Annotated in this window: 22 protein-coding genes and 1 pseudogene; 9 read left to right on the forward strand and 14 right to left on the reverse strand. The window is 62.0% G+C overall.

The genetic code is table 11. The features are described from left to right. Window positions 1-26 precede the first annotated feature (26 nt). Window positions 27-1,610 carry an alkyl hydroperoxide reductase subunit F gene (ahpF, locus tag QCE48_RS23455; protein WP_309782556.1) on the reverse strand — a complete coding sequence of 528 codons (1,584 nt, stop codon included), beginning with the start codon at window positions 1,608-1,610 and terminating at the stop codon, window positions 27-29. An 85-nt stretch (window positions 1,611-1,695) separates the two neighbouring features. After that, window positions 1,696-2,259 carry an alkyl hydroperoxide reductase subunit C gene (ahpC, locus tag QCE48_RS23460; protein WP_116562034.1) on the reverse strand — a complete coding sequence of 188 codons (564 nt, stop codon included), beginning with the start codon at window positions 2,257-2,259 and terminating at the stop codon, window positions 1,696-1,698. 1,383 nt (window positions 2,260-3,642) lie between these two features. On the opposite strand from ahpC, the gene QCE48_RS23465 reads away from it, so the two are divergent. From QCE48_RS23465 to QCE48_RS23480, 4 genes and pseudogenes are all read left to right on the forward strand, one after another. Then, a complete protein-coding gene (locus QCE48_RS23465) occupies window positions 3,643-3,951 on the forward strand; it encodes a hypothetical protein (RefSeq protein WP_309782560.1) in 309 nt (102 codons plus the stop codon). 2 nt (window positions 3,952-3,953) lie between these two features. Further along, on the forward strand, window positions 3,954-4,364 hold the full coding sequence (locus QCE48_RS23470; protein WP_309782561.1) for a hypothetical protein: 411 nt from the start codon (window positions 3,954-3,956) through the stop codon (window positions 4,362-4,364). After that, window positions 4,361-5,113 carry an ATP-binding cassette domain-containing protein gene (locus QCE48_RS23475; protein WP_309782563.1) on the forward strand — a complete coding sequence of 251 codons (753 nt, stop codon included), beginning with the start codon at window positions 4,361-4,363 and terminating at the stop codon, window positions 5,111-5,113. Before QCE48_RS23470 ends, QCE48_RS23475 begins: the two co-directional genes overlap by 4 nt. Window positions 5,114-5,291: 178 nt before the next feature. Next, window positions 5,292-6,011, forward strand: a pseudogene (locus QCE48_RS23480) (NADPH-dependent F420 reductase); the annotation flags it as partial. 1 nt (window position 6,012) lies between these two features. Here the strand turns inward: QCE48_RS23480 and QCE48_RS23485 are convergent. Beyond that, window positions 6,013-7,632: an ABC transporter substrate-binding protein gene (locus tag QCE48_RS23485; protein WP_404982035.1), complete on the reverse strand. Its 1,620-nt coding sequence runs from the start codon at window positions 7,630-7,632 to the stop codon at window positions 6,013-6,015. 226 nt (window positions 7,633-7,858) lie between these two features. Here QCE48_RS23485 and ribA point away from each other — a divergent pair, with 226 nt between their 5' ends. Then, complete coding sequence (gene ribA / locus QCE48_RS23490) at window positions 7,859-8,545, forward strand: GTP cyclohydrolase II (RefSeq protein ID WP_309782565.1); 687 nt, start codon at window positions 7,859-7,861, stop codon at window positions 8,543-8,545. Between the two features lie 6 nt (window positions 8,546-8,551). Here the strand turns inward: ribA and QCE48_RS23495 are convergent, their stop codons facing one another. From QCE48_RS23495 to QCE48_RS23520, 6 genes are all read right to left on the reverse strand, one after another. Next, window positions 8,552-9,289, reverse strand: coding sequence for a 2OG-Fe(II) oxygenase (locus QCE48_RS23495; RefSeq protein WP_309782566.1), 738 nt, complete (start codon window positions 9,287-9,289; stop codon window positions 8,552-8,554). A gap of 114 nt (window positions 9,290-9,403) precedes the next feature. Beyond that, window positions 9,404-10,009: a recombinase family protein gene (locus QCE48_RS23500; protein WP_309782567.1), complete on the reverse strand. Its 606-nt coding sequence runs from the start codon at window positions 10,007-10,009 to the stop codon at window positions 9,404-9,406. A 37-nt stretch (window positions 10,010-10,046) separates the two neighbouring features. Then, the gene (locus QCE48_RS23505; protein ID WP_309782568.1) at window positions 10,047-10,538 is read right to left on the reverse strand and encodes a hemerythrin domain-containing protein; all 492 of its coding nucleotides are present in this window, start codon (window positions 10,536-10,538) and stop codon (window positions 10,047-10,049) included. An 81-nt stretch (window positions 10,539-10,619) separates the two neighbouring features. After that, window positions 10,620-12,947 carry an ATP-dependent DNA helicase gene (locus QCE48_RS23510; protein WP_309782569.1) on the reverse strand — a complete coding sequence of 776 codons (2,328 nt, stop codon included), beginning with the start codon at window positions 12,945-12,947 and terminating at the stop codon, window positions 10,620-10,622. Window positions 12,948-13,029: 82 nt separating this feature from the next. Beyond that, window positions 13,030-13,269 carry a hypothetical protein gene (locus QCE48_RS23515; protein WP_309782570.1) on the reverse strand — a complete coding sequence of 80 codons (240 nt, stop codon included), beginning with the start codon at window positions 13,267-13,269 and terminating at the stop codon, window positions 13,030-13,032. A 291-nt stretch (window positions 13,270-13,560) separates the two neighbouring features. After that, window positions 13,561-13,788 carry a DUF6900 domain-containing protein gene (locus QCE48_RS23520; RefSeq protein ID WP_309782572.1) on the reverse strand — a complete coding sequence of 76 codons (228 nt, stop codon included), beginning with the start codon at window positions 13,786-13,788 and terminating at the stop codon, window positions 13,561-13,563. A 273-nt stretch (window positions 13,789-14,061) separates the two neighbouring features. Between QCE48_RS23520 and QCE48_RS23525 the strand changes: the two genes are divergently transcribed. After that, window positions 14,062-15,495, forward strand: a complete 1,434-nt coding sequence (locus tag QCE48_RS23525) for a cytochrome P450 (RefSeq protein WP_309782573.1) — start codon at window positions 14,062-14,064, stop codon at window positions 15,493-15,495. Between the two features lie 72 nt (window positions 15,496-15,567). Here QCE48_RS23525 and QCE48_RS23530 read toward each other — a convergent pair whose 3' ends face one another. After that, window positions 15,568-16,398 (reverse strand): transporter substrate-binding domain-containing protein, encoded by an 831-nt coding sequence (locus QCE48_RS23530; RefSeq protein WP_309782576.1) that lies wholly within the window; start codon window positions 16,396-16,398, stop codon window positions 15,568-15,570. Window positions 16,399-16,575: 177 nt separating this feature from the next. On the opposite strand from QCE48_RS23530, the gene QCE48_RS23535 reads away from it, so the two are divergent. Then, on the forward strand, window positions 16,576-16,929 hold the full coding sequence (locus QCE48_RS23535; protein WP_309782578.1) for a DOPA 4,5-dioxygenase family protein: 354 nt from the start codon (window positions 16,576-16,578) through the stop codon (window positions 16,927-16,929). 67 nt (window positions 16,930-16,996) lie between these two features. Here QCE48_RS23535 and QCE48_RS23540 read toward each other — a convergent pair whose 3' ends face one another. Then, the gene (locus QCE48_RS23540; protein ID WP_309782579.1) at window positions 16,997-17,578 is read right to left on the reverse strand and encodes a phasin family protein; all 582 of its coding nucleotides are present in this window, start codon (window positions 17,576-17,578) and stop codon (window positions 16,997-16,999) included. 530 nt (window positions 17,579-18,108) lie between these two features. On the opposite strand from QCE48_RS23540, the gene QCE48_RS23545 reads away from it, so the two are divergent. Next, window positions 18,109-18,393: an XRE family transcriptional regulator gene (locus tag QCE48_RS23545; protein WP_309782581.1), complete on the forward strand. Its 285-nt coding sequence runs from the start codon at window positions 18,109-18,111 to the stop codon at window positions 18,391-18,393. 23 nt (window positions 18,394-18,416) lie between these two features. On the opposite strand, the gene QCE48_RS23550 is transcribed toward QCE48_RS23545, so the two are convergent. Together QCE48_RS23550 and QCE48_RS23555 are read right to left on the reverse strand one after the other, a co-directional pair. Next, window positions 18,417-18,641: a hypothetical protein gene (locus QCE48_RS23550; protein ID WP_309782585.1), complete on the reverse strand. Its 225-nt coding sequence runs from the start codon at window positions 18,639-18,641 to the stop codon at window positions 18,417-18,419. Between the two features lie 30 nt (window positions 18,642-18,671). Further along, on the reverse strand, window positions 18,672-19,595 hold the full coding sequence (locus tag QCE48_RS23555; protein ID WP_309782587.1) for a DMT family transporter: 924 nt from the start codon (window positions 19,593-19,595) through the stop codon (window positions 18,672-18,674). Window positions 19,596-20,020: 425 nt separating this feature from the next. Between QCE48_RS23555 and QCE48_RS23560 the strand changes: the two genes are divergently transcribed. Further along, window positions 20,021-20,242, forward strand: coding sequence for a hypothetical protein (locus QCE48_RS23560; RefSeq protein ID WP_309782589.1), 222 nt, complete (start codon window positions 20,021-20,023; stop codon window positions 20,240-20,242). 19 nt (window positions 20,243-20,261) lie between these two features. Here QCE48_RS23560 and QCE48_RS23565 read toward each other — a convergent pair whose 3' ends face one another. After that, the gene (locus QCE48_RS23565; RefSeq protein ID WP_309782591.1) at window positions 20,262-20,720 is read right to left on the reverse strand and encodes a hypothetical protein; all 459 of its coding nucleotides are present in this window, start codon (window positions 20,718-20,720) and stop codon (window positions 20,262-20,264) included. Between the last annotated feature and the right edge of the window lie 247 nt (window positions 20,721-20,967).

Here is a 20,967-nt window from a genome sequence, read left to right on the forward strand (position 1 = left end):
GGCCTGTCAGGTGAAAGCAGTCAACCTCAACCTACCGCTTCCTCCACCCGATCCTCTTCCTCGACCGACTGCCGGATCAGATGATCGAACGCGCCAAGCGACGCCTTCGCGCCTTCGCCCACCGCGATCACGATCTGCTTGAACGGCACCGTCGTGACGTCGCCGGCGGCGAACACGCCGGGCACGGAGGTCGCGCCCTTCGCGTCGACGACAATCTCCCCGTGGCGCGACAGTTCCACCGTGCCCTTGAGCCATTCCGTATTCGGCACGAGACCGATTTGCACGAATACGCCTTCGAGATCGACGTGTTTTGTGTCGCCCGAACGCAGATCCTTGTACACGAGCCCGTTCACCTTCTTCCCGTCGCCGGTGATTTCGGTGGTCTGCGCTTGCGTCACGATCGTCACGTTCGCGAGGCTCTTGAGCTTCTTCTGCAACACCGCGTCGGCACGCAGTTCCGCGCCGAACTCGATCAGCGTCACCGCGCTCACGATGCCGGCCAGATCGATCGCGGCTTCCACGCCCGAATTGCCGCCGCCGATCACCGCAACGCGCTTGCCCTTGAAGAGCGGCCCATCGCAGTGCGGACAATACGCGACGCCACGATTGCGATACTCGCGCTCACCCGGCACGTTGATCTCGCGCCAGCGCGCGCCGGTCGCGAGCACGACCGTCTTCGCCTTGAGCACTGCGCCGTTCGCGAGACGCACTTCGTTGATGCGCCCGGGAATCAGCGCGTCGGCGCGCTGCACGTCCATGATGTCCACGTCGTAGCTCGTCACATGCTGTTCGAGCGCCGTCGCGAACTTCGGTCCTTCGGTTTCCTGCACGGAGACGAAGTTCTCGATCGCAAGCGTGTCGAGCACCTGCCCGCCGAAGCGTTCGGCGACGACGCCCGTCGCGATGCCCTTGCGCGCCGCGTAGATCGCAGCGGCCGCGCCCGCCGGCCCGCCGCCGACGATCAGCATGTCGAACACCGGCTTCGTTTCGAGTGCCTTCGCGGCGCGCGCGCCGGCGTTGCTGTCGAGCTTCGCGAGGATTTCCTTCACGCCGGTGCGGCCCTGGCCGAACACTTCGCCGTTCATGTAGACGGTCGGCACGGCCATGATCTGCCGCGCTTCGACTTCGCCTTGAAAGAGCGCGCCGTCGATCGTCACCTGACGGATACGCGGATTGATGATGCTCATCACGTTCAGCGCCTGCACGACTTCCGGGCAGTTCTGGCATGAGAGCGAGATGTAGGTTTCGAAGGTGTAGTCGCCGTCGAGATTGCGGATCTGTTCGATCACGGCATCGTCGAGCTTGACCGGGTGGCCGCCGACTTGCAGCAGCGCCAGCACGAGCGACGTGAATTCATGGCCCATCGGAATGCCGGCGAAGCGGATGCCCGCATCCTTGCCCGGTTCGCCGATGGAAAACGACGGTTTGCGCTCGTCGTCGCGATGCGTTTCGATCACCGTGATACGGTCCGACAGCGCCGCGATTTCTTCGAGCAGAGCCTGCAATTCGCGCGACTTGTCGCCGTCGTCGAGTGACGCGACGATTTCGATCGGCCGGCTGACCTTTTGCAGATAGGCTTTCAACTGAGTCTTGAGATTGGCGTCGAGCATGGCGTTCCTGATCTGGCGTGAAATGCGCGGACCGGCTTTCCTGAAACCGGTCCGCGTCGTGCGATGACTAGCTACAACGTGACGCTCAGATCTTGCCGATCAGATCGAGCGACGGGGTCAGCGTCTCCGCGCCCGGCGTCCACTTCGCGGGGCAGACCTCGCCCGGATGCGCCGCGACGTATTGCGCGGCCTGCACCTTGCGCAGCAGCTCGCCCGCATCGCGGCCGATGCCGTTGTCATGGATTTCGCACAGCTTGATCTCGCCTTCCGGATTGATCACGAAGGTGCCGCGCAGCGCCATGCCTTCTTCCTCGATCAGAACGTCGAAGTTGCGCGAGATCGTGAGCGTCGGGTCGCCGATCATCGGGTACTTGATCTTGCCGATCGTGTCCGACGTGTCGTGCCACGCCTTGTGGGTGAAGTGCGTATCGGTCGACACGCCGTAGATCTCGACGCCAAGCTTCTGGAATTCAGCGTAACGGTCGGCCAGATCGCCGAGTTCGGTCGGGCAGACGAACGTGAAGTCGGCCGGATAGAACACGACGACGGACCACTTGCCCTTGAAGTTTTCTTCGGTGACGGGCACGAATTCGCCGTGGTGGTATGCGGTGGCCTTGAAGGGTTTGACTTGGCTGTTGATGATAGGCATTCGGTGGGTCCTTGTGGGGGTGTTGAAGAAGTGAATGAATTATGTTTTTCACTATCAACTTAAGGAAATCAATTAATTTTATTGTTGCGATGCGGAATTGCTATGGCCCCGATTTTACGAGGGGTTCAAGCGCGCACTAGTCGAACCTGACTATCGCAGCCAGAAGGTCGACCGCGCTTCCGGCGGCGATGCCCTGTTCAATAGAAGCAATCTGGCCGGCGCTCATCGATCGCACCGCCACAACCGAGGTGCGACGCTCGAAATGCTGCGGTCCGACGTGCTTGAATCAACGCGAGTCGAGGCGGCTTGGCTTGCGTTTTTACTGCGAAGCGGCACGCGGTTCTGGTGAAGCTCGACCGACCGATGAGATCATTGCAACCTTGAAAGCGAACTCTCATATCGCAATGTGGGCTGAAACTTTTGGTTTAAACGAGACGCTCAATAATTCCAAAATTTATTTCGAATTATAAATTAACTGCCTTAGAGACAAATTGTGACACTAATCGTCTTTAAAGCGTGTACCTTGAATTGCGGCCCGATCGACCGCTCATTTATTGCTCTTCCTTAAGAAAGGAATTTCACTATGAACACGACTCTTAGTACCTCCTTAGTTGCGTCCTCAAAAATCGGCGAGGTACTGCTAATTGCAAACAAAGGGGCAAACGGTAAATCGACGCCCCCACCGGGGTGTGGCGGATGTGGCGGTAGCGGAAGCGGGTTGGGCGGATGCGGCGGAAGCGGCTCCGGCGGAACGGGCGCGGGCTCTGCATAAACATCCACTGTTTTAAATATTGTTTTCCGCCGTTGGCTAGTTAAGTAACGGCGGATGGCGCAGATCGCCGAATGAAATGATTACCGGCGCTTGCGGGGTCAAAAGCAGACGCGGAGACAAGATGAACAAAACATATTTTGTGAGAGGTTACGACATCATCGAGATGGACGCTTTCCATCTTCTGATAGCTGATGCGTCAACCTCCAAAATATCGAGTGGATCCGTACTTAAGCTTCTGGCTGCGCTGAAGCTCTGTGACCAAACGTACGTACCATAGGTACTTTTTGGAATGCAATACGCCAGAGGTGGCGGCACTGATGTGCGGCGGAGATCGTCTTATCTATAACGATCGAGACTTTACAGTGAACTTCCCGGCGGCCGATGTCTGGCGGCATCTGGCGAATTTCGCTCCAGCGTCATATCTATACGCGGTTAAAGAACAAGTCGGCCCTCATTCATTTTATGCCAGCAAGTTTCTAAGTCCTTCACTGTTTCTTCATATGGATAACGCTAGCGGAAACAATCTGGACAATAAATTAAGTAAAGACTGCCACCTGGAATATATTCATGACCGTGTCGGCACCATGGTTCCATTTCCCTAGGATGATGTAATGAGTCTGTTGAAAAGCGCGAATATTTTCATCAAGGAACAGGTGCGTGAACCTATCGGCGTATTCTGGGCGTTCGGGGCGCCGCTAGCTTATATAGTCATGTTTTCTAATTCGCCGCACACCCAGGTCGACCAGACTATTTACCTTCGTCTGGTCGGACTCTGTCTAGCCTATATCGCACTGACAACATCCGTATTTAATTTTGGTCTGTACTGGTCGGACGACGAGAAAGCGGTTTCGTTCGAACCTTCCTCACCGATCCGCATCGCCGACATCGTTTTCTCGGGGCCCAGTTTCTGGCCTCGTTAGTCATGGCATTGGGCTATGGCGCTGCGTTTCTAGCCTTGACGTCGGCAATCGTGATGCGGATGCCGTTCACCCAGTTGCTCAGTTTTTATTCGCTGTACGCCTGCGTTTGTGTGCTTTTCATGTTCGGCGCGATTGTAGTTGCGGCCCTGCCGCTCACTTTTCAGGCAGCAAGCAGTTCGCTGTCTATTTTTGTCACGATATGCGTTGTCGCCGGGTTGTCCTCGCGCGACGTCCAGTACTTTGGTTTCCCTGCAGAAATGATCAATCCCTTTGCGCTAGCAGGAAAATTGATTTCCGGGGCGATGTCATTAACGTGGCTGACCGCCGTCTCAGTTCACGCGCTGTTGCTAATGGCGTTCGGATTTTTTGGCATCGCGCATCAGCGACTTAACCCGCAATGGAGTAACCGATGAGCGCCTACGTGCCGGCAATCAAAATAGAAGATCTGCATTTTTCTTATAAGGAACGGCCCGTCTTGCGCAGCTTGAATCTCGACATACCCCCGTCGAGCGTCGTCGGGCTGCTGGGTTCTAACGGGGCAGGAAAAACCACGCTGTTCGATATTGTCTGCGGATTGAAGAAGCGAGATAGTGGAGTCATACGGACGAGGTCGAATCGGCGCGACCTGGCCTATCTCACGCAGGTCATTACCATACCGAATGCGTTGAAACTCGGCGAGATGGCCGAGCTGGTTCAAGATTTCTCACGTGATGATCCGCAAAATCTGACGCAACTCGTGCTGAGTTTGAGTTCGAAAGAGCAGAATAAATTTGCCGACCTCTACGAGCGGAAAGCGACTGGTTGCAGTTACGGTGAGAAGAAATGGTTTGTTTTTTTGACGCTCATGGCGGTACGCGCGGAGATGTATCTCCTGGATGAACCGACTGCAGGCGTCGATCCGGAGTTCAGCATCTATATGCAGCGAACGCTACGACATGTCGCTAAAAGCGGGACGTCGATTCTTTTTTCGACTCATAACATCGCGGAAATAGATCGGAACTGTGATTTCTTCTACTTTCTCCACGACGGTGTGGCGCAGCGATTTGAAAACATCGCAGACTTCATTTGCTTCAATCACGCAGACAGCGCGGAACAGGCATTTGTCCGCTATGTGACCGAGGAACCACGCGATCATGCCGCATGCGGCGCGCTAACAGGTTAAACAGGTCAAACGCGTCACCGCTACCTGGTAGTGCGCTGCGAGTCGCCCACCGCAATATAAAGCGCGAGCAACTCGATCTATGACGATGGCTCCGATTTGGCGTGGTCCAGGTTCTGCTCGAAAACCGCACCGGCAGTAAGATTAGACGACCGGTGCCGCGCGTCGCGCGTGGCGACGCCGAGCAATCCAACGGAGAGTCGCAATGAAGATTGGCATCATCGGAGCGGGCAATATCGGCAGCGTGCTGGCGCTGCGTTTTGTGGAACGCGGGCACGAAGTCAGGATCGGCAACTCGCGCGGACCGGGCACGCTCGGCGAAGTCGAGCGCGAAACCGGTGCCACGCCTTCCGAACTGAAAGACGTGGTAAAGGACGCGGACGTCATCGTCGTGACGATCCCGGAGGCGAAGGTGCCCAACCTGCCGAAAGACCTGTTCGCGGGCGTGCCGGCGAGCACGGTCGTGATCGACACCGGCAATTACTATCCGCGTCAGCGCGACGGGCGCATCGCGGGCATCGAGAAGGGTTCGACGGAAAGCCGCTGGGTCGAGGAGCAGATCGGGCGGCCGGTCGTGAAGGCGTTTAACAACATCTACGCGGCGCATCTGCGCAACAAAGGCGCGCCTTCCGGCACGCCGAAGCGCATCGCGCTGCCGGTGGCGGGCGACGATGCGAAGACGAAAGCCGTGGTGATGAAGCTCGTCGACGAAGTGGGTTTCGATGCCGTCGACGCCGGCACGCTCGACGATTCCTGGCGCCAGCAGCCCGCGACGCCCGTCTACACCGCCGATCTCGACGCCGAAGGCGTGCGCGCCGCGCTGCAACAGGCCGATCCGGTCAGGAAGCCCGAGTGGCGCGCAACCGACCGGAGCCCCGGCGACTTCGACAACCCCGCGTGACCTAGTCGAGCGTGATGCCGTCGAAACGGTGGCCGCCGAGCGGGCTGATCAGATAACCGTGCACGCGCGTCGAAACGGGCTGATAGGCGTTCGCGTGGGCGATCGGCGTGTACGGCACCTGATCCTTGAAGACGACCTGCGCTTCCTCGTAGAGCTTCGTGCGCGCGTTCTGGTCCGTGACGAGACGCGCCTTCGCGAGCAGGTCGTCGAACTGCTTGTTGCACCATTTCGCCATGTTGCTGCCGTGCACGGCGTCGCAGCCGAGCGTCGTGCCGAGCCAGTTGTCCGGGTCGCCGTTGTCGCCGAGCCAGCCGTAGAGGATCGCGTCGTGCTCGCCGTCCTGCTTCGCGCGCTTGTTGTACTCGGCCCATTCGTAGCTGACAATCTTCGCCTTCACGCCGATCTTCGCCCAGTCCGACTGGATCAGTTGCGCCATCAGCCGCGCGTTCGGGTTGTAGCCGCGCTGGACCGGCATTGCCCAGAGCGTGATTGAGAAGCCGTCCGCGAAGCCGGCCTGCTTCAGCAGGTCGCGCGCCTTCGCGGGGTCGTAAGGGGCGTCCTTCAGCGCCTTGTTGTACGACCATTGCGACGGCGGCATCGGGTTGCTCGCGACGGTCGCCGCGCCCTCGTAGACGTTCTTGATGATCGCCTGCTTGTCGACGGCCATGTCGAGCGCGCGGCGCACGAGCACGTTGTCAAGGGGCTTGTGCGTCGTGTTGTAGCCGACATACGCGACGTTGAAACCGACGCCCGACAGCACCGCGAGCTTCGGATCCTTCTTCGCGGCGGCAATGTCGGCGGGACGCGCGAACGACGTCAACTGACACTCGCCGCTTGCGAGTTTCTGCATGCGCACGGCGGCATCGGGCGTGATCGAGAAGACGAGCTTGTCGATGTGCACGTCTTTTTTGTTCCAGTAGGTCGGGTTCGCGTCGTAGCGGATCGTCGCGTCCTTCTGATAGTCGCGGAACACGAACGCGCCCGTGCCGATCGGCTTCTGGTTGATGTCCTCAGGCTTGCCCGCCTTCAGCAATTGTGCCGCGTATTCGGCCGAAACGATCGAGGCGAATTCCATCGCGATGTTGCGCACGAACACGACGTCCGCCGTCTTGAGCGTGAAGCGCACGGTGTAGTCGTCGAGTTTTTCGACCGATGCGATGTTCTTGTCGTAGCCGAGGTCCGTCAGGTAAGGAAAGCCGACCGGATGCGCCTTCTGGAACGGCTCGTTCGGGTCGACCATGCGCTTGAACGTGAAGACGACGTCGTCAGCGTTGAAATCGCGCGTCGGCTTGAAATACGGTGTCGACTGGAACTTGACGCCGTGTCGCAGGTGGAAAGTGAAGGTTTTCGCGTCGGGCGCTTCGTCCCACTTTTCGGCGAGTCCCGGCACGAGATCGAGCGAGCCGCGCCTGAACTCGACGAGCGTATCGTAGACGGCGTGGGCGCCCGCATCGAAATCGGTGCTGGTCGTGTATTGCGCGGAATCGAAGCCCGCGGGGCTGCCTTCGGAGCAGAACACGAGGGTTTTGGTCGCGGCCGATGCCATGTGAGGCGCGGCGGCGAACGCCACGGCAATGGCGCCGAGCGCCTTCAAACGCGATACGGAACGTGAACGGATCATTTTTCTTCTTCGCTGGAGTGTTGAAAAGTTGCCCCGTACTCTACCAAGCGATGAATTTCTGACGAAGCGATGCTTTCTGCTTTCGATCCCCGGCACGCGGCATCCTGCCCCAAACGACGGCAAAAACCCTGCATACCGGGGCGAAAAGCTGCAAACTTTCCCGAGGGGCTTTAACATGACGTCCCGGGCAGCCGCAAATTGCCGCCAGAGACTCACCGAAACAACCATGAAAACCGCTTCCGATTCACAAGCCGTGCAAGACGCGCAGCCCACGCAGGCCGACCACGCGGGCTTCGGCCAGTGCGCCCCCAACGAAGACGTCGAACTCGCCGCCACCGCGACGATTCCGACGCGCTACGGCACGTTCGCGTCGTATGTCTATCGCGTGAAGCGCACCGACATCGAGCACATCGTGTTCGTGATGGGCGACGTGCGCGGCGGCGAATCGGTGCTGACGCGCCTGCATTCGGAATGCGTCACGGGCGACGTGTTCGGCTCGTACCGCTGCGACTGCGGCGAACAACTCGACCTCGCGCTGCGCTACATCGCGGCGGAAGACCGCGGCATCCTGCTGTACCTGCGCGGCCACGAAGGGCGGGGCATCGGCCTCGCGAACAAGATCCGCGCGTATGCGCTGCAGGAGCAGGGGCTCGATACCGTCGATGCGAACCTGCACCTGGGTCTGCCCGACGACGCCCGCGAATACGACTCCGCCGCCGCGATCCTGCGCGCGCTGAACGTGCGGTCGGTGCGCCTGATGAGCAACAATCCGTCGAAGTTCGACACGCTGCTCAAGCACGACATCCCGGTGTGCGAACGCGTGGCGCTCGCCATTCCGATGCGCGAGGAAAACGAGCGCTACATCAAGACGAAGCAGGCGCGCTTCGGCCACTACTTCGACGAAAACGAATAACGCGCGTCACTGTGCATCATGAAAGATGATGCCGAGCGTATGCCGGTGCCCCGAGCGCAGCCGGCTCACGCCATGTCGCATGGTCACGCGATACGCGCCACGCGTGCCCGTCACGGGCCGATGATGCACGGCAAAAACCACGGCGTCGCCCTGCGAAAGCGGCACGACTTCCGCGCGTGACTGCATCCGCGGACGCTGCTCGGTCAGCACGAACTCGCCGCCGGTGAAATCGCGTCCGGGCTGCGAGAGCAGGATCGCAAGCTGGATCGGGAAGACGTGTTCGCCGTACAGGTCCTGATGCAGGCAGTTGTAGTCGCCTGCGCGGTAGTGCAGGATCAGCGGCGTCGGCCGTGTCTGACCGGCGCGGTGGCAACGTTCGATGAATTCGCCGTGCCGCGCCGGATAGCGCGCGTCGATCTTCATGATCTCGTTCCAGCGGTTCGCGACCGGCGCAAGATGCGGGTAGGCCGCACCGCGAAGCGCTTCGATCGTCTCTGGCAGCGGATAGTCGAAATACTTGTACTCGCCGCGTCCGAAGCCGTGTCGCTCCATCACGACGCGGCTGCGGTAGAGGTCCTCGCGTGCATAGTTTGCGGCGAGCGCCTCGCATTCCTGCGGCGTCAGCAGTTGCTCGACCACCGCGCAGCCGAACCGGTCGAGTTCGTCTTCGACACGGGACCAGTCGACCGCCGCCACGCGCTCGGCCGCCGATGCGGCTTTCGCCGCGTTTTCCCACACCTTCATCGATGGCTCCTGTCGTCCACACGAGGCCTGATCGCCTTCCGAAGCATGCAGTGTGCATCCGGGCGCGCAGGAAGAACCATCCGCGTCTTGCTCTGACATTCGAAGCGCGGGCGATCAGGTGCCGGCGGGGGTGTCGGATTGCTCGCGCGCGTGCGCGTTGCGCAGGCGGATGATCGTCTGGCGCGATGTGTTGAAGGTCTGCGCGACCGCCGTCACGGTCTTGCCAGCGGCGAGCGCGCGCAGCGCCTGATTGCGCTGGCTGTCGGTGAGCGAGGCGGGCCGGCCTTGCGGCAATCCCAGGCGTTTGGCCGCAGCCGCGGCCTCCAGCGCCCGTGCGCGCTTGGCGAGACGCTCCACTTCGACTGCGATTTCGAGCGCGCGCATCGGCGAGTCGCTGCCGCTCGCGGTCAGGCTGGTGCGGCCGTACTCCAGACAAACGACATCGACACCGCGATGCCCGAGCATCTTGAGCGTGCTCACGACGTCGCCGATGCTGTTGCCGAGGTAGTGCAGCCGCGCGATCAGCATCGTGTCGCCGGCCGTCACGCGGCGCAGCACGCGCTGCAGCGCGGGGCGCGCCGCAGCGGGCGCGGCGATGCCGCAGGCGTCGGCCACCACGCCGCTCATGTCCACGAGAAAGCCGGCGGCGTCGATGTCGAAGAGATCGCGCTCGCGCACGGTATCGTCGTCGCCGGTGTTCATGTACACGATGTACGCCATCGATCGCGCTCCTCCGGTTCTGCCTCGTGGCCCGCGCTCAGTGCGCGGTCGCCACTTCGGTGATCTTGTTCTGCAGCGCCTCTTTGCGCGCCGCGATCTTCGCGCCGAGCGCCATCAAGTCGATCCCGGCGCCGCGCAACTCCGGAAAGAGCGTCGATTCTTCTTCCTCGACGTGATGCTTCACGTTTTCGGAGAGCACCTTGTAGGTCGCATCGAAGCCCTCGTCGCCGGCCTTTAGCTCGGTGAACTTTTCGATCAACGTCTTGACGAGGAAGTGCTCGACATAGGCCTCGTCGACTTCGTCTTTTTCGTCGTCTTTCAGGACGCCGCGCGCGCCGGGGTAAAGCAGTTCTTCCTCGACCATCGCGTGGATCGTGAGAAGTTCGCAGGTGCGCTGCACGAGCGTCGTCTTGCGTTCGAGATCGTCTTTCGGTGCGCGCTCGAAGGCGTCGAAAAGTTGTTCGATGGCGCGATGGTCGGCTTCGAGTATCGCGAGCGCGTCCTGCGCGGAGGCTTTTGCTGTGGTCATGATGGCACCTCGGTTGTGGGTGCACACCTATAGCAATGCGGGTGCCAGCGGTTAAAACCGGCATTACGGCCGCCCAGCGTTTCAGGCGTCGCAATGCCGCATCACGTCCACGCGCCACCACGCCGGCAAGAGCCTTTGTACATCGGGCCGCGCGAAGCGATCGTCGATCAGATAGAGCACGCCGCGGTCGTCGGGTCCGCGAATCACGCGACCCGCCGCCTGAACGACTTTTTGCAAGCCAGGGAAAAGATACGTGTAGTCATAGCCCGCGCCGAATGCCTCGTGCATGCGCGCTTTCATCTGCTGGTTGACGGGATTGAGCTGCGGCAGCCCGAGCGTCGCGACAAATGCGCCGACGAGCCGCGTGCCCGGCAAGTCGATGGCCTCACCGAACGCGCCGCCCAGCACCGCGAAACCGATGCCGCAGCCGTCCGGCGCGAAGCGCGCGAGAAACGTGTGCTGGTCGGCTTCGCTCATTGCGCGCGCCTGCTCCCACACCGGAACGTGCGGATGGCGCGCGGCGAATGCGGCCGCCACTTGCGCCAGATAGTCGAAGCTGCTGAAAAAGCTCAGATAGTTGCCGGGCGCGCGCGCATATTGCGCGGCGATCAGGTCGACCACCTGCGCGACCGATTGCGCGCGGTCGCGATAACGCGTGGAGACGTCGGCGATGGCACGCACCTGCAACTGCTCCGCGACGAACGGCGAATCGACATCCACGCGCGCGCTCGTTTCCGGCAGGCCGAGCGTGTCGCTGTAGAAGTGCGCCGGCGTGAGCGTCGCGGAAAAGAGGGCGACCGAATGCGCGCGCGCGAAGCGCGGCTTCAGATGTGGCGCCGGGATCACGTTGCGCAGGCACAGCACGGCGTTCGGCGTCGTCGAGCGAAAACGCGGGGCGAGCGTGATGTCGAAAAGCGAATGCGTGTCGAAGCGCTCGGCGATGCGCACGAAATGCATCGCGTCGAAATAGAAGCGCAGGGTTTCGGGCGCGAAGGCGTCGGGATGCTCGGTCAGGAAATCGCTCATCTGCGAGATCGCGCGTTGCAGGGTGTCGACGAAATCGGCCGGCAACGCCGTGGACGCGAGGTAATCGGCCGTCTGACCCGCCGCCAGATCCTTCCAGCTTCTCGCGACCCGGGCGAGGGCGCGCTTGAGCGGCGCTGGCAGGGTGCGGCGCATCGCGTCGAAGACAGCCTGGTGGAGCGTCGCCGAATACATGCCGCGCGCGCGTTCGACGAGATTGTGCGCCTCGTCGACGAGCACGCTCACGCGCCAGCGGTTTGCTTCGGCGAGCGCGTACAGCATGGCGCTCGTGTCGAAGTAGTAGTTGTAGTCGCCGACGATCACGTCGCTCCAGCGCGCCATTTCCTGCCCGAGGTAATAGGGGCAGACGTCGTGCGCGAGCGCGACCTCGCGAAGCGCGGTCTTGTCGAGGCTCGCGACTTGCAGCGCGGCGGCGCGCGCATCGGGCAGGCGGTCGTAGAAGCCGCGCGCGAGCGGACACGATTCGCCGTGGCACGCGCGGTCCGGATGCTCGCAGGCTTTCTCGCGCGCGGTGAGTTCGAGCACGCGAAGCGGCGCGCGGTCCGGCGCTTCTGTCAGCGTTTTCAGAGCGTCCAGCGCGAGTTGCCGCCCGGCGCTTTTCGCGGTGAGAAAGTAAATCTTGTCGAACTGCTGCGCGGGCCACGCCTTGAGCAGCGGAAAGAGCGTACCGACGGTCTTGCCGATGCCCGTCGGCGCCTGCGCCATCAGGCAGCGCTGATGCACCGCGCAGCGATAGACGGCTTCAGCCAGTGCGCGCTGTCCCGGCCTGAACGACGCGTGCGGAAAGGTGAGCGCCGCGAGCGCCGCGTCGCGCGCCTCGCGATGCCGCACTTCCTGCGCGGCCCACGCGATGAAACGCTCGCACTGTTCGACGAAATGCGCGCGCAACGCGTCGGCTGAGTGCGTCTCGACGATCACCGTTTCCTTCTGGCTCGCGATGTCGAAGTACACGAGGGCGATGCGCATCTGCGCAAGGCCGAGCTTGCTGCACAGCAGCCAGCCGTAGACGCGCGCCTGCGCCCAGTGCAGATGCCGGTGATTGTCGGGCATCGCATCGAGCTTGCCGCGATGGGTCTTGATCTCTTCGAGCTGATTCGACGCGGGATCGTAGCCGTCGGCACGACCGCGCACCTGAAGCGGGCCGAAGACCTCGCCGAGTGCAATTTCCGTCTGATAACCCACAGGCCGCCGGGCGGTCACCGTCGTGTGTCCGGCGATGCCTTCGAGTGCCGTGGGCGAAGGCGTGAAGCGTAGATCGAGGTCGCCGCGCTTGGCCGTGAATTCGCACAGCGCGCGGACCGCGACGACGTAGCGCGGCGCGTCGTCCGAGGCGGGAGGGTCCGGTTGTTTGGCTACTGTACGCATGTACAGTAGTTTAGCATTTGGTGCTAAGGACGCGTCCGGTAGCGATGACGCTCGCCGCCAGACGCATCTTTCCTGCAACGGTTTACTGCTGGGCTTCGGCGGTCACGTCGGCTTGCTGGGCTTTGGCGAGTCGCGCAGCGCTTCCGTTGTCCTGACCGGCTTGCTCGGCCGCAATCGTTTGCTCGCTCATCCCGCGTTGAGAACTCGGCGCGCCCTGCGACGGACCATAGAACGGCGCCGGCCCATAACCGCTCGCAAAGACAGACGACGCGAACACCGTGACGAGCGCGGCACTAATGGACATCCATACCTTCTTCATCATGTTGCTTCTCCTGGATCGGGTTTCAATATGCACTTCATCGGCCTTGCCTAACGGGGGTGAGCTTTCGACCAGCTGAAATGTGAAGGCAGTGTACGGGCCGATCCGTAAGATTTAATCCCCCAAGAAGCCCATGTTCTTTTGGGTGTACGGATGATCGATGCGATCGCTTGGATCGATGCGGAAGCGCTTCAAGAAGTGCTTAAATCAGGAGATGGAGAGGCGTCGAAATGCGCCTCATGGAGATTATAAAATTCGGATAACTAATTAAAAGCGATTTCGCTCGCGAGCCTGTCAGGCCGCGAGACCTGCGTCGTTCGATGCGGACTGCAAGCCCAGTCGATAACCCGTCACGAGACCGAGGTCATACGCGCTTTCAAGCGCACGCGCGAGATTTTCCACGCCGATCACGCGAAAGTCGGCAGTGAGTTTGCCGGTCGCTGCCAGACTCGTGATGCCGAGCGCGTCGCTCGCGATCATTTCCAGCAACTCAAAACGTTCGTCCTTGGTAATGTTGCTCATGTTCTGCTCCCATGTGCGAATGAACCCGAAGCCGCTCGTGCTTCAGGTTCGCTTGAACTGCTTAGATAATAGGCAGCAGGGGGTGCGACAACCTGTGGTGGAATGCCGCGGAAACGCGTCGTCGGGTGGAATATTCAATTGCAAAAATGTTCACGATGCGCGTCCGACCACAGGACGGGGCCGTGCGTGCGCCGCATGTTCTATGCTGGTTGATGGCCGGCCGATCTGCGCGAGCTTACGCCGCGGGCGGATACGGCACGTGAGGGAACGACGATGGACGTTCAGCAATTCGGCGATGCCCGCCTGAAGCACGTGCGCGATCTGCCCGGGCCGCCGGGGCTGCCGCTCTTCGGCAATTCGCTCCAGGTCTCGCCGAGCACGATGCATACCGTGCTCGAACGATGGGCGGTCGAGTACGGTTCGCCGTATCGCTACCGGCTCGGTCCGATGATCGTCACGGTCTGGACGCAGGCCGACCTCTTCCAGACTGTCATGCGCGAACGGCCGCATTTGTATCGCCGCTTTTCGCCGATCGAATCCGTGATGGCGGAGATCGGCGGCAACGGCCTCTTTTCCGCCGAGGGCGCCGCGTGGGAGCCGCAACGCAGGCTCGTGATGCAGGCGCTGTCGATTCCGAACATCAAGGCCTTTTATCCCGCGCTCGCCGCGATCACGGATCGCTTGCAGCGGCGTCTGACACGCGCGGCATCGGAAGGGCGCACGCTCGAGATGACCGAGGAGCTCAAGCGCTACACCGTCGACGTGACGAGCGCGCTCGCGTTCGGCGAAGATCCGAACACGCTCGAACAGGAACACGGCGTCATCCAGGAGCACCTCGCGCTGATCCTGCCCGAGATCATGCGTCGCGTGAGCGCGCCGTTCCCGTACTGGCGATATGTCCGCTTGCCGCGCGACCGCCGCTTCGATCGCACGATGGCCGAAGTGCACCGCTACATCCACGCGATGATCGGACGCGCGCGCGAGCGCATGCAGCAGGCGCCGAGAGACGAGCCGCGCGAACCGCACGATCTGCTCGAAGCGATGCTCATGGCGCGCGATGCGCCCGGCTCCGCCATCACCGACCAGCAGATCGCCGCCAACGTGCTTACGCTGCTCGTGGCCGGCGAGGACACCACCGCCAACACGATCAACTGGGCGCTCATGTACCTCAGCGGCGACGCGGCCCTGCAGCAGCGCCTCGCGGATCATGCGCGCGCAGTGCTCGGAGCATCGGCGGTCTGTCCGGACTACGGCGCGCTCAAGGGTCTCGATTTCTGCGAGGCGGTCTGCAACGAAGCGAACCGGCTGCGCCCGGTCGCCGCGATCCAGACGTTCGAGCCGCTCGAAGACGTGTGCCTCGGCGGCGTCGCGATTCCGGCGGGCATGCGGCTCTTTTTTCTCACGCGGCCGGCGATGCTCGAAGCGTCGAACTTCGCCAGGCCGCAAGCATTCGACCCCGACCGCTGGATGCATCGGCACGACGAATCACGGGGCGCGCACGAGCCGCGCGCATTCCTGACCTTCGGCGGCGGCCCGCGCGTCTGTCCGGGCCGTCACCTTGCGAACGTCGAAATGAGGCTGGTGCTGTCGATGCTGGCCGCGAACTTCGAGATATCGCTGGCGGTCGATCCCGCGACAATCAAGGAAATCTCCGCCTTCACGATGGTGCCGAGCAGGATGCCGATCAACCTCAAACTGCGCGCGTAATTGAATCTCCGGGAATATTCGGTCGCTCGGCGCGCGCGTTGCGTGACGAATCGGACGCGCACGCTGACGACGTCAGTCGAAGGTCTGCGCCATCTGCTGCGGCAGCGGCACATGCAGCCACTTCTGCACGATGGCGTTCAGCTCGCCGTTCTTCTTGGCGTCGGTCAGGACGCCGTTCACGCGCGTCATGAGCTTCGGCTCGCTCTTGTTGAGCCCGACGCGGCACGACGATTCATGAATCACGTATTTGAGCACCGGCTTGTTCGGCGCGTCGGCGGGCATCAGCGTGGCGAGCTTGGTCGCGACGAAGTCGCCGGTGCCGATGAGCGGCACCTGTCCCGAGACGTAGGCGGCGATCATGCCGTTGTTGTCGTCGTAACGCTTGACGACCGCGCTCGGCGGCACGCTCTTCGTGAGCAGCAGGTCCTGGAACGTGCCGCGCGCCACGCCGACCGTCTTGCCCGCGAGATCCGCCGGGCCGTCCACCTTGAGGCTCGCTGGACCGAACACGCTGTTGTTATAGGGCGAGTAGGGCTGCGAGAAGTCGATCACCTTGTCGCGCTCGGCGTCCTTGCCGAGCGTCGAGATCACGAGATCGACCTTTTTTGTTTGCAGATACGGAATGCGGTTCGCGCTCGTGACGGGCACGAGCTCGAGCTTCGCGCCCATCTTCTTCGCGAGCAGCGCGGCGACGTCGATGTCGAGCCCTTCGACCTGCATGCTCGGACCGACCGAGCCGAACGGCGCGAAATCCTGCGGGACGGCCACGCGCAGCACGCCGCGCTTTTCGATATCGTCGAGCGCGTCGGCGTGGGTCGCCGGCGCGTATGAGAGCGCGCCGAGTGCACTGCACAGGCTCAACGCAACTGCACTGGATCGCAACGAGAGCTTCGATTTATTCATGCGTCGTCTGAACGTGAGGAGGAGGGGAGATTGTGTCCGCCGGACCGCGCGGGCAGGCTCCGACTATCTCACGAAACGCGGCGCCGAAAAAAACCGGGCGGTGTGCGGGCGCGCATCGTTAGAATCGGTTCAGGGACGCAGCACGCGGCCTGCCATCGCACGCAAAGAGGACTCACGATGACCCCGACAGACGCATCGGCGATCAGCAGCTGGCACGCGCATGTCTACTTCGATGCCTCAAGCCGCGATGCCGCGTGGCAGCTTCGCGAAACCATCGAAACGCGTTTCGCGGGCAGGCTCACGATGGGGCGCTTTCACGAGCGGCCGGTCGGCCCGCATCCGATGTGGTCGTATCAGATGGCGTTCGAGCCCGCGCGTTTCGCGGAGATCGTCGAATGGCTGACGCTCAATCATGGCCCGCTCGACGTTTTCCTGCACCCCAATACCGGCGATGCCTTGCGCGATCATCGCGATGCCGCGGTGTGGATCGGGCGCTCGCACGAACTCGTGCTGAAGAACCTCGGTCCGTGAAGGGCCGCGCCAAAGAAAAAAGCGAGCCAGGCGGCTCGCTCTTTTTGCGACTGGCGACTGCCCGCGCTTACTTCTTCGCGCTGGCGGCCTTGCCGGCTGCGACCAGTTGCGTCGCGCCCTTGTTGGCTGCTTCGGCGCTGGCGTTCGCGTTGGTTTCGGCGGCGTCGACCACTTGCTTCGCGGCCTTCTTGGCGGCCTCGTAAGCCGTGTTCGCCGATTCCGTCGCCGCGCCGAACGCCGACTTCCACGCCGTCACGACCGCTTCGCTGCCGGCCGGCGCGTTCTTCGCGAGGTTTTCGACGTACGACTGCGCGTCGTCCTGCGACTTCTTCAGTTGCGCTTCGGCCGCGGAGGCGAAGGCGCTGCGCGTTTCGTTCACGACGGCATACACATCGCGCCAGTAAGCTTGCACGCGCTCGACGCTCGTCTGCGACTGGCCCGTCTGCAACGCGAGGAATTCCTGCGGATCGCGGACTGACAGCGCCTTGCCCACCAGCTCCTGGCTTTCTGCAAGCGACGTCTGAACGGCCTGCACATTCAGTCCGACCAGCTTTTCAAAACCTTCGAACGTTTTGGCGGCGAGACCGTACAGCGTGTCGAAGCCCGCTTTCTGAGAGGCAACGATTTGTTCCGGGGCAAGACTGCTCATCTGTGAACTCTCCAGTTAAAAATATCGGCCTGTTTGTAGTGTGATCTGCCGCGCCGTTTGTTGCGGCGCAACGAAGGAATCAATTCTAGGGATTAATCGATGTGTGTCAACTGCGTTTTCCCCGCTTGACCGGCATCGGGACAGTTTGATAGCGACGCCAAAATTGAATGAAGCCGATTATTAATTAACGGTCGTTCGTCATATTTCCCTTGCTGCGCGGTCCTCGGCGCCGATTCAGGGATTCCCCGGATAGCCATTCCACGTGCATCAGCAAATGGAGAAGCGTGCGAGTAAACACCTACGGGCAAAATCGTTAGAAATTATTTTTATAGTTGACAGTGACGCTTCGGCTCTCGAAAATTCATGCATTGCAGCAAGCGCAGAAAAATACGTGAAAACGCGCAAAAAGTGTAATTAGTAGGATTTAATCTGTGTCACGACGAGGTCATCGTCGGCAGTTAGCATTTCATTGACGCTGCAAAACGCGGCGCTCAATGTGAAAAATATAAATCGAGAGAGACTTGAAGCACATGGGGCGATATTCCCAAACCATCGGACACCTCGAACGCAGTCACGAGGACAACGCACTCCGGCGCGCCATTGCCGCGCGCCTCGACAGGACCCTTCAGAAGGCCGGCGTCAGTTCCGCGAAAGCGGCGAACTGGCTCGACGTGAGCGAACACGACGTGCAGTTCTGGCGACGTGGCATTACGGTTCCACCGCTCGCCGCCTTCACGCATATCGCGCGCACGCTCGACGTCGACGTGCACTGGCTCTGCACCGGCCAGTCGACTGCATCGCAGGCGGCGCCTTAACGTCGTCACGCCGTAACGGTTCGCTAGGACAGCGACGCGAGCACGTTCGACAGCCGTCTCACATGCGCCTTGAACGCGTCGCTTGTTTCGCGCTCGCTCGTTGTCAGATGCGACGTTTCGGCGATCGCGGCCTGCTCGTGAAAGTCGCCGACGATCCGGTCGCGCACGTCCGGCGGCATCGACCGGACGATGGAAACCAGCAGGGCTTCTTCTGCGTGCAGCATGCCGAGTATCGAACGCGTGTCCATGTGACGCTCCTTCGAGAGAAACGCGCGCGGCTAGGGCGCCGGCGTGCGTCCGTGCAGCAGCACCGTGCCGATGCCGCTCGCGGCGATCACGGCCATGCCGATCGACATCCACAAGTCGGGCGCCTGGCCGAAGAACGCCCAACTGAACAGCGACGCGAACGCGAGCTGCGCATACCCGAACGGCGTCAGCACGGAAAGCGGCGTGCGGCGCAGCGCCTGCAGCATCAGTAGTTGCCCGAGCGTCGCCATCGACGCCATCAGAACCACGAGCGCCCAGCTTCCGACGCGCACCTGCCCGAGTGCGGGCAGCGTCTCCGCCTGATCCATCCAGACGAGCACGCACAGCACGATGGTCGCGACCAGCGCGGTCAGGAAGTTCGTGGTGATTGCATCCTCGGTGCGCGACAGATGGCTCGACAACACCTGGAAGCACGCAAAGGTCGTCGCCGCCGCGATCGGAAAAATCACCGTCCAGCTGAACGCGCTGCCGCCCGGCCGCACGACGAGCAGCATGCCGACGAAACCGAGCACGACCATCGCCCACTTGCTGCGCGGCACGTTGTCCTTCAAAAGCGTCGCGGCGAGCAGGGTGGAGATGAGCGGCGCAAGCATCGCGAGCGAGGTGGTCACCGGCAGCGGAAGATGCCTCAGGCCCGCGAATGTGCAGGCAGAATTCGTGAGCAACAGGACGGCGCGCAGGCATTGCAGCTTCACGTTCGCCGAGCGAAACAGCCCGAAGCCGCCGCGCTTCGCGAGCCACACGCCCAGCACGATCATCTGGAACAGATAGCGCACCCAGAGCAGTGCAAGAAGCGGCACGGCCGCGCCGATCAGCTTCACGGTGGAATCGCTTGCCGCGAACGCCGCCGTGGTCAGAATCATGATGGCGATGCCGGCGCCGGGCCCTTGCGCATCGATGCGATATCGCGCGCGGCCTTCTCCTAGTGCTGCCATGTCGTGTCCGTCAATCTGCTTTCTCCCCGCGAAGCACCCTGCACGGCGATCGATCGCCGGCATGGACGCGCTCCACGCGTCCGATTTAACCAATTGGTTCATTTTACGGACGCGCGGCGCATCGTCAACGCGATTCTCCGGTGATCGAGCGCGCGAGGCAAGGCGCGGCGGGCAGTGGCGCAAAGCGGCATGCGCTTCGGTGTGCCGCAGCGAACACACACGCGGACCGGAACGTGAACGCGCGCACCGACGGCCGCTGCCGCGCGCCGCTATCGTCGGACCCGGATGGTCGAGATCTGAAGTACATCGCACAGCGCGATTCGCAGGGCGTTGCTATTTCGCGAAGAGGCTTTGCGTTCGGCTATTTGCGACCTACACTTAAAGTGATTTCTCAGGATGTCGGACGCTTGTTGCAGGAGGCAGCGATGAGAACGAGGACGCGTCAGGTGGTGCGCATGCTGGCGGACATGAGGCATGCAGCGCATTGCAGGGCATTGCGCGCCGTCGCGACCCAGCAGGCGATGCGCCTCGCCGCGGCGGAAGCCGAAGCGGACGCCGGGTCGCAGGCAGAAACGCACGAAGCGCCGGACACGAGCAGCGACGCGCGTCCGCTCGAAGCCGTCAAGCGAGGCCCCGGCTATCACTGATCGCGCGGGGCCACGCCGGTTATCGCGGCGTTCTTGATCCGCCGCGATAGGGCGAGAAGCGCCAGTGGCCCGAGGCGTCCTTCACGGCGATGGCGCCGTGTTCGTGCAGCATTTCGCCCACCGCGCCGGGCTTGATCTCGTCGCTCAGGCGGATTACAAGCAGGGTGCGTCCGCGGTATTCCACAGGCGGGGTTTTGTCGTTTCCCGGCAGCGGCTCGGGCAGCCTTGCACTCGCCGCCGTAAAGCGGTTCCGGCCGCCCACCACGCCCTGATGCTCGCCGTGCGCGACGTATTCCGCTTCATCCTCGCGATGCGCATCCGTCGTCGGCAGGCACTCCTCGTCGATTTGCGGCGCGCCTGGCTGCCCCGCGCGATACAGGTGGGCGTCGTCGCGCCTGAGTCCCGCCAATTGCAACGCGCGCAAAGCCTCGTGTCCATCTCGATACGACGCGAATACACCCACTATGACCTGATTCATCATCGACCTCCCACGTCGATTGGCGACGCACGGCCGGGACTGTGGTTGGCCCGGTCCGAAGCGACGCATCGGCGTCTTTGCTTTCATGCGTCGCCTTTCGTCAGAGGAACGAAAGCAACCCGCATTCCCGAGCGCCGAGAATCATTGATTTCGTCGGTGTAATGAGCGCACGCGCTAGCAAGGGGCTGCGCCGGGTTGCGGCCCGGGGCCCGATCACTTAAGCTGCACGCAATGCTGCATGAAGACG

It is taken from the genome of Caballeronia sp. LZ024, from assembly GCF_031451455.1.
Lineage (GTDB): Bacteria > Pseudomonadota > Gammaproteobacteria > Burkholderiales > Burkholderiaceae > Caballeronia > Caballeronia telluris.

Coding starts and splice junctions, on each gene's coding strand:
- QCE48_RS23550 (WP_309782585.1), bottom strand. CDS start 18,641: ATGGACACGCGTTCGATACTCGGCATGCTGCACGCAGAAGAAGCCCTG.
- QCE48_RS23500 (WP_309782567.1), bottom strand. CDS start 10,009: ATGGCGTACATCGTGTACATGAACACCGGCGACGACGATACCGTGCGC.
- QCE48_RS23465 (WP_309782560.1), top strand. CDS start 3,643: ATGAGTCTGTTGAAAAGCGCGAATATTTTCATCAAGGAACAGGTGCGT.
- ahpF (WP_309782556.1), bottom strand. CDS start 1,610: ATGCTCGACGCCAATCTCAAGACTCAGTTGAAAGCCTATCTGCAAAAG.
- ahpC (WP_116562034.1), bottom strand. CDS start 2,259: ATGCCTATCATCAACAGCCAAGTCAAACCCTTCAAGGCCACCGCATAC.
- ribA (WP_309782565.1), top strand. CDS start 7,859: ATGAAAACCGCTTCCGATTCACAAGCCGTGCAAGACGCGCAGCCCACG.
- QCE48_RS23485 (WP_404982035.1), bottom strand. CDS start 7,632: ATGATCCGTTCACGTTCCGTATCGCGTTTGAAGGCGCTCGGCGCCATT.
- QCE48_RS23510 (WP_309782569.1), bottom strand. CDS start 12,947: ATGCGTACAGTAGCCAAACAACCGGACCCTCCCGCCTCGGACGACGCG.
- QCE48_RS23505 (WP_309782568.1), bottom strand. CDS start 10,538: ATGACCACAGCAAAAGCCTCCGCGCAGGACGCGCTCGCGATACTCGAA.
- QCE48_RS23545 (WP_309782581.1), top strand. CDS start 18,109: ATGGGGCGATATTCCCAAACCATCGGACACCTCGAACGCAGTCACGAG.
- QCE48_RS23520 (WP_309782572.1), bottom strand. CDS start 13,788: ATGAGCAACATTACCAAGGACGAACGTTTTGAGTTGCTGGAAATGATC.
- QCE48_RS23515 (WP_309782570.1), bottom strand. CDS start 13,269: ATGATGAAGAAGGTATGGATGTCCATTAGTGCCGCGCTCGTCACGGTG.
- QCE48_RS23560 (WP_309782589.1), top strand. CDS start 20,021: ATGAGAACGAGGACGCGTCAGGTGGTGCGCATGCTGGCGGACATGAGG.
- QCE48_RS23475 (WP_309782563.1), top strand. CDS start 4,361: ATGAGCGCCTACGTGCCGGCAATCAAAATAGAAGATCTGCATTTTTCT.
- QCE48_RS23495 (WP_309782566.1), bottom strand. CDS start 9,289: ATGAAGGTGTGGGAAAACGCGGCGAAAGCCGCATCGGCGGCCGAGCGC.
- QCE48_RS23470 (WP_309782561.1), top strand. CDS start 3,954: ATGGCATTGGGCTATGGCGCTGCGTTTCTAGCCTTGACGTCGGCAATC.
- QCE48_RS23535 (WP_309782578.1), top strand. CDS start 16,576: ATGACCCCGACAGACGCATCGGCGATCAGCAGCTGGCACGCGCATGTC.
- QCE48_RS23530 (WP_309782576.1), bottom strand. CDS start 16,398: ATGAATAAATCGAAGCTCTCGTTGCGATCCAGTGCAGTTGCGTTGAGC.
- QCE48_RS23555 (WP_309782587.1), bottom strand. CDS start 19,595: ATGGCAGCACTAGGAGAAGGCCGCGCGCGATATCGCATCGATGCGCAA.
- QCE48_RS23525 (WP_309782573.1), top strand. CDS start 14,062: ATGGACGTTCAGCAATTCGGCGATGCCCGCCTGAAGCACGTGCGCGAT.
- QCE48_RS23540 (WP_309782579.1), bottom strand. CDS start 17,578: ATGAGCAGTCTTGCCCCGGAACAAATCGTTGCCTCTCAGAAAGCGGGC.
- QCE48_RS23565 (WP_309782591.1), bottom strand. CDS start 20,720: ATGAATCAGGTCATAGTGGGTGTATTCGCGTCGTATCGAGATGGACAC.